Below are 7,211 nucleotides of genomic sequence, written 5' to 3' on the forward strand. Positions count from 1 at the left end.
CGGGTCGGTGATCCCGTCGGCCGCGGCCCGGTTGAGCGCCTCGGTGACCAGCGGCACCACCGGGTTGAACGCCTCCGGGTCCTCGGAGAAGCCCTTCGCGGAGAGCGTCGGGCCGGCGACCACCTTGCCGGTGACCGAGTCGACCACGACGGTGGTGGCGATGAAACCGCCGTCACCGAGGATCCGCCGCTCGGTGAGCAACGACTCGCTGACGTCACCGACGGCGAGGCCGTCCACGTAGACGTACCGGCTCTTCACGTGCCCGACCAGGCTGGCGCGGCCCTCGACCAGGTCGACCACGTCGCCGTCCTCGCAGAGCACCACCCGGTCGGCCGCGACCCCGGACTCGATGCCGAGCCGGGCGTGGGCGCGCAGGTGACGCCACTCGCCGTGCACGGGCATCAGGTTGCTGGGGCGGACCACGTTGAGCAGGTAGAGCAGCTCCCCGGCGGGGGCGTGCCCGGAGACGTGCACCTTGGCCACGTCCTTGTGCACGACCACCGCGCCGGCCCGGGCCAGCCGGTTGATCACCCGGTAGACCGAGGTCTCGTTGCCGGGCACCAGTGACGAGGCCAGCACGACCGTGTCGCCGGGGGCGATGGTGATGTGCCGGTGGTCGCCGCTGGCCATCCGGCCCAGCGCGCTCATCGGCTCACCCTGCGAACCGGTGGACATCAACACGATCTGCTCCGGCGGCAGCGTGGTCGCCTCCTCGATCCCGATGACCAGGCCGGCCGGGATGTTGAGCAGGCCGAGGTCCCGGGCGATGCCCATGTTGCGGACCATGGACCGGCCGATCAGCGCGACCTTGCGGCCGTGCTCGGCGGCGGAGTCGAAGACCTGCTGCACGCGGTGCACGTGCGAGGCGAACGAGGCCACGATGATCCGGCCCTTGGCCTTCGCGAAGATCGAGTCGAGCACCGGCCCGATCTCCCGCTCCGGGGTGACGAAGCCGGGGATCTCCGCGTTGGTGGAGTCGGACAGCAGCAGGTCGACGCCTTCGGCGCCGAGCCGGGCGAAGCCGGCCAGGTCGGTGATCCGACCGTCCAGGGGGAGCTGGTCCATCTTGAAGTCGCCGGTGTGCAGCACCAGGCCGGCGGGGGTGCGGATGGCCACCGCGAGAGCGTCCGGGATCGAGTGGTTGACAGCGAAGAACTCACACTCGAACGGGCCGAGCCGCTCGCGGCCACCCTCCCGCACGGTCAGCGTGTACGGCTGGATCCGCCGCTCGGCCAACTTCGCCTCGACCAGGGCGAGGGTGAACTGGGAGCCGACCAGCGGGATGTCGGGTTTGTGGGCGAGCAGGTACGGCACTGCGCCGATGTGGTCCTCGTGGCCGTGCGTCAGCACGATCGCCTGGACGTCGGCGAGCCGGTCCAGGATCGGGCCGAAGTCGGGCAGGATCAGATCCACACCCGGCTGCTCGACGTCGGGGAACAGCACCCCGCAGTCGACGATCAGCAACTTGCCGTCGTACTCGAAGACGGTCATGTTCCGACCGATGGCGCCGAGCCCGCCGAGCGGAATGATCCGCAGGCCGCCTTCCGGCAACGGCGGGGGTAGTTCCGCCCCGATGTGCGCCTCGGTCACGCGTCCACCTCGTTCTGCGACGCCGTCACTCGACGTCCATCGTTTCGTTCGTTCATTCGGGCAGCTCCAGGCCCGCTGCCGCGAAGTCTGCGCGCAGCTGGGCGATCTCGTCGTCGGTGGCGTCCACGAGCGGGGGTCGCACCGGGCCGGCCGGCAGGCCCAGCGACGCCAGGCCCGCCTTCACCAGGATCGTGCCCTGGGTACGGAAGATGCCGGTGAACAGCGGCAGCAGCCGCCGGTGCAGGGACAGCGCGGTCGGCATGTCCCCCGCGTCGTACGCCTCGATCATCTGTGCGGTCAGCGCCCCGGTGAAGTGCGTCGAGGTGCCGACCACGCCCACGCTGCCGACGGCCAGCGCCGGCAGGGTGAGCGCGTCCTCGCCGCTGTAGAAGGCGAGGGTGGTGCGGCTGGTGACCCAGCTGGTCGCGGTCAGGTCGCCCTTGGCGTCCTTGACCGCGACGATCCGGCCGTGTTCGGCGAGCCGGACCAGCGTCTCGGTGTCGATCGGCACGCCGGAGCGGTGCGGAATGTCGTACAGCATCACCGGCAGGCCGGTGGCGTCGGCGACCGCGGTGAAGTGGCGCAGCAACCCGCTCTGCGGCGGCTTGTTGTAGTACGGGGTGACCACCAGCAGGCCGTGCGCACCCGCCTTCTCGGCGGCGGCGGCCAGCTCGATGGTGTGCCGGGTGTCGTTGGTGCCGACGCCCGCGACCACCTTGGCGCGGTCACCGACGGCCTCCACCACGGCCCGGATCAGGTGTTCCTTCTCCGCGTCGGTGGTGGTCGGCGACTCACCGGTGGTGCCGTTGACCACCAGCGCGTCGTTGCCCTGCTCGTCGACCAGGTGGCTCGCCAGCCGGGCGGCGCCGTCGAGATCGAGGGAACCGTCGGGGGTGAACGGGGTCACCATGGCTGTCAGCAGCCGGCCGAAAGGGCGGGACGCCGGTCGGGCCGCGGCGTCGAGGTGGTCGTGCGTCATACCCTCCAACCTAGCGGACGACCAGCCGGGCCCTGCCGGGGAAGGGCTCAGGACGCCTCGTGCGGGCTGGCCGCCACCTCGGTGCCGTCCGGCAGCGTGGAGATCACGAAGTCGGCGAACACGTTCGGGGCGACACCCTGCAGCTGGCGCAGGCACTCCACGGCCAGCTCACGGATCTCCACATCGGCGTGCTCGGTGGCCCGCATCGCGACGAAGTGCCGCCAGGCCCGGTAGTTGCCGGAGACCACGATCCGGGTTTCGGTGGCGTTGGGCAGCACCGCCCGGGCCGCCTGCCGGGCCTGCTTGCGGCGCAGCGTCGGGTTCGGCTCGTCGGAGAAGCGCTGCTCGAGGCCCTCCAGCAACTCGGTGTACGCCCGAACGCTCGCCTCGGCCGCCTCCACGAACTTCTTGTGCAGCTCGGGGTCGTCGGCGATGACCGCCGGCTCGACCATGGCCGCGTCCCGCTCCGGGACGTACCGCTGGGACAGCTGGGAGTACGAGAAGTGCCGGTGCCGGATCAGCTCGTGGGTGAAGGAGCGGGACACCCCGGTGAAGTAGAAGGTGACCGACCCGTGCTCCAGCACGCTGAGGTGACCCACCTCGAGGATGTGCGCCAGGTAGCCGGCGTTGGTGGCGGTCGCCGGGTTCGGCTTCTTCCACGACTGGTAGCAGGCCCGACCGGCGAACTCCGCGAGTGCCTGGCCACCCTCCGCGTCGGTCGACCACGGCACGTCGTCCGGGGCCGCGAATTGGGTCCACGCGATCAACTTGACCTGGGGCTGCACCATGTCCGGCATTCCTGGGACTGTAGTGGTGCGGTGCCGGTCGGCCCAACTCAGGCGCGCCCCGTGCAATGTCGATCACTCAGGCAGTGGTGGCGCCGCCGAAGCCCGGGCCGGGATCCAGGGGGCCGGCCCGGCGTCCGGCGTCCGGCGTCCGGCGTCCGGCGTCCGGCGTCCGGCGTCCTCGTTGCTGGGCCCGGGATCGGGGCGGGCAGTTCCATCGGCGTCCTCTGGAGCTGAATCGTTTGCGACATCAGCGCGGTGGATCGGGCTCTCTCGACCAGGCACGTCCCTCTACCGAGGACGGGCTCCCAACCTGACGAGCGCGCCCGAACGACCCGAGCGGCCCGAGCGGCCCGAGCGGCCCGGCAGCCGCTCCACCCACAAGATCATGCAATATCCTGGATGTAGTGGCATCCCCCGCGCCTGACACCACTACATCCAGGATCGAGCACGATCCCGGGGCGAAATGCGTCGGCCGCGGTGCGCCGCGAGCGCGGTTGCCGGCTGCCTACTGGTGATCGACTCGCGTTTCTGTAAGTCGGGGTGTCCGGGTCGGGTGGATGGCCCCGTTTTCTGAATGCCGAGTCGATCAAGTGGCGACCGGCGGAGGAGTCCCGTGATGTCGTAAACGGATCAGCTCCAAAGGACGCCGAACAACGCATGCCAGCCCTACATCTACGCGCTGGAGCATCGGGGCACCAGCGCGCCGGACGGAACGGAGACGACGGAGGGTGTGCGGATGAGTGACGAGGAACCCCGGGACAGCGCGTCGGGCGATGGCGCACCTCGGCGCACCAGCGCGTCGGGCGACGGCGGGGTCAGACGTAGAGCGAGGTGAACGGCGCCCAGGGCAGGTTGCGGAGCACCGAAAAGGCCAGCCATGCGGCCAGGAAGCCGCCGATGACCTTCGAGCTGATCCGCAGCTCGGGCATTCGCCACCCGAACGCCTGACTTCCTGCCCAGGCCACGAAGAGGTACGCCAGGAACGGCAGCGCGAAAATGAACACGAAGTGGTGTCGGGCGGCGGCCGGAAGGTCCCCGTGCAGCACGTACCAGAGGGCGCGGGTGCCACCACAGCCCGGGCAGTCCAACCCGGTGGTCAACTTGAGCAGACAGGTGGGCGCGGCATCCGGGTCGGCGTGCGTCGGATTGCTGAGCAGCGCGTAGCTCATACCGACGGCGACGCAGCCGACCGCGGCCAGCGGCACCGCCCAGCGCGGGGAGCGTTCGTAGAGCCGCAGCACAAACCGGGTGAGCCGGTCCGGCTCGGGTGCCGGGTAACCGCCCGGCGGGGTCGCCGGCCAACCCTCCGAACCCGCCCCGCCGGGACCCGCGCCGTGCGGACCGAAGCCGCCGGAACCCGCACCGTGCGGACCGAGCCCGTCGGGAGCCGCACCGTGCGGACCGAAGCCGCCGGAACCCGAGCCGTCGGGACCCGCGTCTCCGGGACCGCCGTCGGCCAGGGCGGCCTGGTGCACCGCCCCGGGGGCGGGCTGCGGCTTGTCGACCGGTCCGGGAACGCTCGTCACGCGCTCACGGTACACCGGACACGCCGGCCAACGCGGCGGTGAGCGGACCGGCCAGGTCGCCGGCCGCGGGCGGTGCCACCGCGTCCAGGCCGAGCCAGCCGGCCAGCCGGTACAGCTCGGCGGCGAGCGCCACCGCGGTCTCCCCCGGGTCGGCGCCGGGCTCGAGCCAGGCGGCCGGGACCAGCAGCACCTTGGCCTTGCGGTCGGCCTTGAGGTCGACCCGGGCGGTGAACCGGTCGCCCTGCAGGAACGGCAGCACGTAGTAGCCGTAGACCCGCTGTGGCGCCGGGACGTAGATCTCGATCCGGTAGCTGAAGTCGAACAGCCGCTCGGTGCGGGCACGTTCCCAGATCAACGGATCGAAGGGGCTGACCAGTGTGTTGCCGCGCACCCAGCGCGGCAGCCGGGCGGACGCGTGCAGCCACGCCGGCTGTCGCCAGCCCGCCACGGTGACCGGCACCAGCTCACCGGCCTCGGCCAGCTCCGCGACGGCCTGCCGGGCGCCGGCCAACGGCAACCGGAAGTAGTCGCGCAACTCCGGCTCGGCGGCCACCCCGAGCGACCGCGCGGCGAGGGCCACCAGCGTGCGGTACGCCTCGGCGTCGCTCGGAGTGGGCGCGGCCAGCGCCGCCGCCGGCAGCACCCGCTCGGGCAGGTCGTAGCGGCGGGCGAACGAGGTGCTGCGCTCGGCGGCGGCCACCTCCCCGGCCCAGAACAGGAACTCCAGGGCCCGCTTGACGGCCGACCAGTTCCACCCCCAGTTGCCGGTCTCCCGGGGGGCGTCGTGCTCGATCTCGGCGGCGGTCAGCGGCCCCCGGGCGGCCACCTCGTCGCGGACCCAGGCGACCAGCTCCGGCTGCTCCTGCGCGATCCGCCGCATGCCGCCCCAGGATTCGCTGTGCGCGCGGGCCATCCGCCAGCGCAGCAACGGGTGCAGCTCGACCGGGACCAACGACGCCTCGTGGCCCCAGTACTCGAACAGCTCCCGCGGGCGCCGGTAGGCGGCCTGGTCGAGCAGTGTGGTCGGGTACGGCCCGAGTCGGCTGTAGAGCGGCAGGTAGTGCGCGCGTTGCAGCACGTTGACCGAGTCCATCTGGATCAGCCCGACCCGGCTCAGCACCCGACGCAGGTGCCGGCGAGTGGGCACACCCGTCGGCGCCGGGTCGGCGAAGCCCTGTGCGGCGAGCGCCACGCGGCGGGCCTGGGCGAGCGAGAGTGATTCCGGTGTGGTCATCGTCGGCGACCTTAATTCATCGGTACGACGCCGGTGCGGGAAGCTGGACGTGACGACCAACGAGGCATAGAACGGTGCAATGCTGACCATCCGTCGGGAGGAGCCGGACGACGCCGAGGCGGTCGCCCGGGTGCACGTGCACGGCTGGCAGGCGGGCTATGCCGGCTTCATGCCGGACGAGGTGCTTGGGCGGCTCAACGTGGTGGCCTGGGCGCAGCGTCGTCGCGACGTCGGCACCGCCGATCCGGAGCACCCGTTCACCACACTGCTCGGCGAGGTGGACGGGTTGGTGGTGGGCTTCACCACCTTCGGGCCGTACCGCCGCAACCAGGACCGGGACGACCTGGACCAGACGGTCGGCGAGGTGGTGGCGCTCTACGTGGAGCCGGCCCGCTGGGGTGACGGGACCGCCGCCGCGCTGCTGGACGCGGCCCGGAGCGGGCTCACCGAGCGCGGCTGGGCGGGGTACCGGGCGTGGGTGCTGGCGGACAACCGGCGGGCCCGTCGGTTCTGCGAGCGCGCCGGCCTGTCACCGGACGGTGAGCGGTCGACCTATCAGGTGCCGCTGGCCGGCGGGGGCCCGCCGGTCGGGCTGGTCGAGCTGCGGTACGCCGGACGCCTCGACCGCTGACCCGTGCGGGGTCAGCCACCGGCGGATCGGCAGGAAGGCCAGCAGCGCCAGACTGATCCACACGTAGGCGTTGCTGCCCAGGAAGCCGTCCACCCCGGTGAAGTCCTTCTCCCAGAACCAGACGGTGCGGCTGATCAGCAGCGCGTACCCGATGGTCGCGGCGACCAGCAGGACCCGCCGTCGGCGGCCGGCCGGCGCGGCCATCGCGTTGTCCACCAGGAGGATCAACGCGGGCAGCAGCCAGACCAGGTGGTGCACCCAGGTGACCGGGCTGACCAGGCACATCACCGCACCGGTCAGCGCCAGGCCGGTCGCCTCGTCGCCGGCCGCGACGGCGGCCCGGGACCGCCAGGCCCAGAGCGCCAGGGTGCCGAGCACCAGCAGCAGCCACAGCAGCGTGCTCGGGTGTTCCGGGTCGAGCCGGGCGACCACCCCGCGCAGCGACTGGTTGGAGACGAAGGCC

The 7,211-nt window shown here is 71.9% G+C and carries 6 protein-coding genes and 1 pseudogene; 1 reads left to right on the forward strand and 6 read right to left on the reverse strand.

Features of this window, described 5'->3' with window-relative positions; genetic code table 11:
• The 5 genes from KBX53_RS16480 to KBX53_RS16500 all read right to left on the reverse strand — a co-directional run.
• Positions 1 to 1,590 (reverse strand): ribonuclease J (locus KBX53_RS16480; RefSeq protein ID WP_210860207.1); only part of this gene is annotated, 1,590 nt, incomplete at its 3' end.
• Positions 1,591 to 1,642: 52 nt separating this feature from the next.
• Positions 1,643 to 2,569: a 4-hydroxy-tetrahydrodipicolinate synthase gene (gene dapA, locus KBX53_RS16485; protein ID WP_030336845.1), complete on the reverse strand. Its 927-nt coding sequence runs from the start codon at positions 2,567 to 2,569 to the stop codon at positions 1,643 to 1,645.
• Between the two features lie 47 nt (positions 2,570 to 2,616).
• A complete protein-coding gene (gene thyX, locus KBX53_RS16490; RefSeq protein ID WP_030336847.1) occupies positions 2,617 to 3,357 on the reverse strand; it encodes an FAD-dependent thymidylate synthase in 741 nt (246 codons plus the stop codon).
• A gap of 815 nt (positions 3,358 to 4,172) precedes the next feature.
• The gene (locus KBX53_RS16495) at positions 4,173 to 4,832 is read right to left on the reverse strand and encodes a DUF2752 domain-containing protein (protein ID WP_309140786.1); all 660 of its coding nucleotides are present in this window, start codon (positions 4,830 to 4,832) and stop codon (positions 4,173 to 4,175) included.
• A gap of 55 nt (positions 4,833 to 4,887) precedes the next feature.
• Positions 4,888 to 6,117: a winged helix-turn-helix domain-containing protein gene (locus tag KBX53_RS16500; RefSeq protein ID WP_210860208.1), complete on the reverse strand. Its 1,230-nt coding sequence runs from the start codon at positions 6,115 to 6,117 to the stop codon at positions 4,888 to 4,890.
• A 79-nt stretch (positions 6,118 to 6,196) separates the two neighbouring features.
• Between KBX53_RS16500 and KBX53_RS16505 the strand changes: the two genes are divergently transcribed.
• Positions 6,197 to 6,748, forward strand: coding sequence for a GNAT family N-acetyltransferase (locus KBX53_RS16505; protein ID WP_030336855.1), 552 nt, complete (start codon positions 6,197 to 6,199; stop codon positions 6,746 to 6,748).
• On the opposite strand, the pseudogene KBX53_RS16510 reads toward KBX53_RS16505, so the two are convergent.
• Positions 6,647 to 7,211: pseudogene (locus KBX53_RS16510) on the reverse strand (hypothetical protein); the annotation flags it as partial. The gene KBX53_RS16505 and the pseudogene KBX53_RS16510 sit on opposite strands and share 102 nt — an antisense overlap.

The sequence above is a fragment of the Micromonospora sp. M51 genome, from assembly GCF_018070305.1.
Taxonomy (GTDB): domain Bacteria; phylum Actinomycetota; class Actinomycetes; order Mycobacteriales; family Micromonosporaceae; genus Micromonospora; species Micromonospora parva.

Bases quoted from the DNA above. Each gene is read 5' to 3' on its own strand.
- dapA (WP_030336845.1), bottom strand. From the start codon at position 2,569: ATGACGCACGACCACCTCGACGCCGCGGCCCGACCGGCGTCCCGCCCT.
- thyX (WP_030336847.1), bottom strand. From the start codon at position 3,357: ATGGTGCAGCCCCAGGTCAAGTTGATCGCGTGGACCCAATTCGCGGCC.
- KBX53_RS16500 (WP_210860208.1), bottom strand. From the start codon at position 6,117: ATGACCACACCGGAATCACTCTCGCTCGCCCAGGCCCGCCGCGTGGCG.
- KBX53_RS16505 (WP_030336855.1), top strand. From the start codon at position 6,197: ATGCTGACCATCCGTCGGGAGGAGCCGGACGACGCCGAGGCGGTCGCC.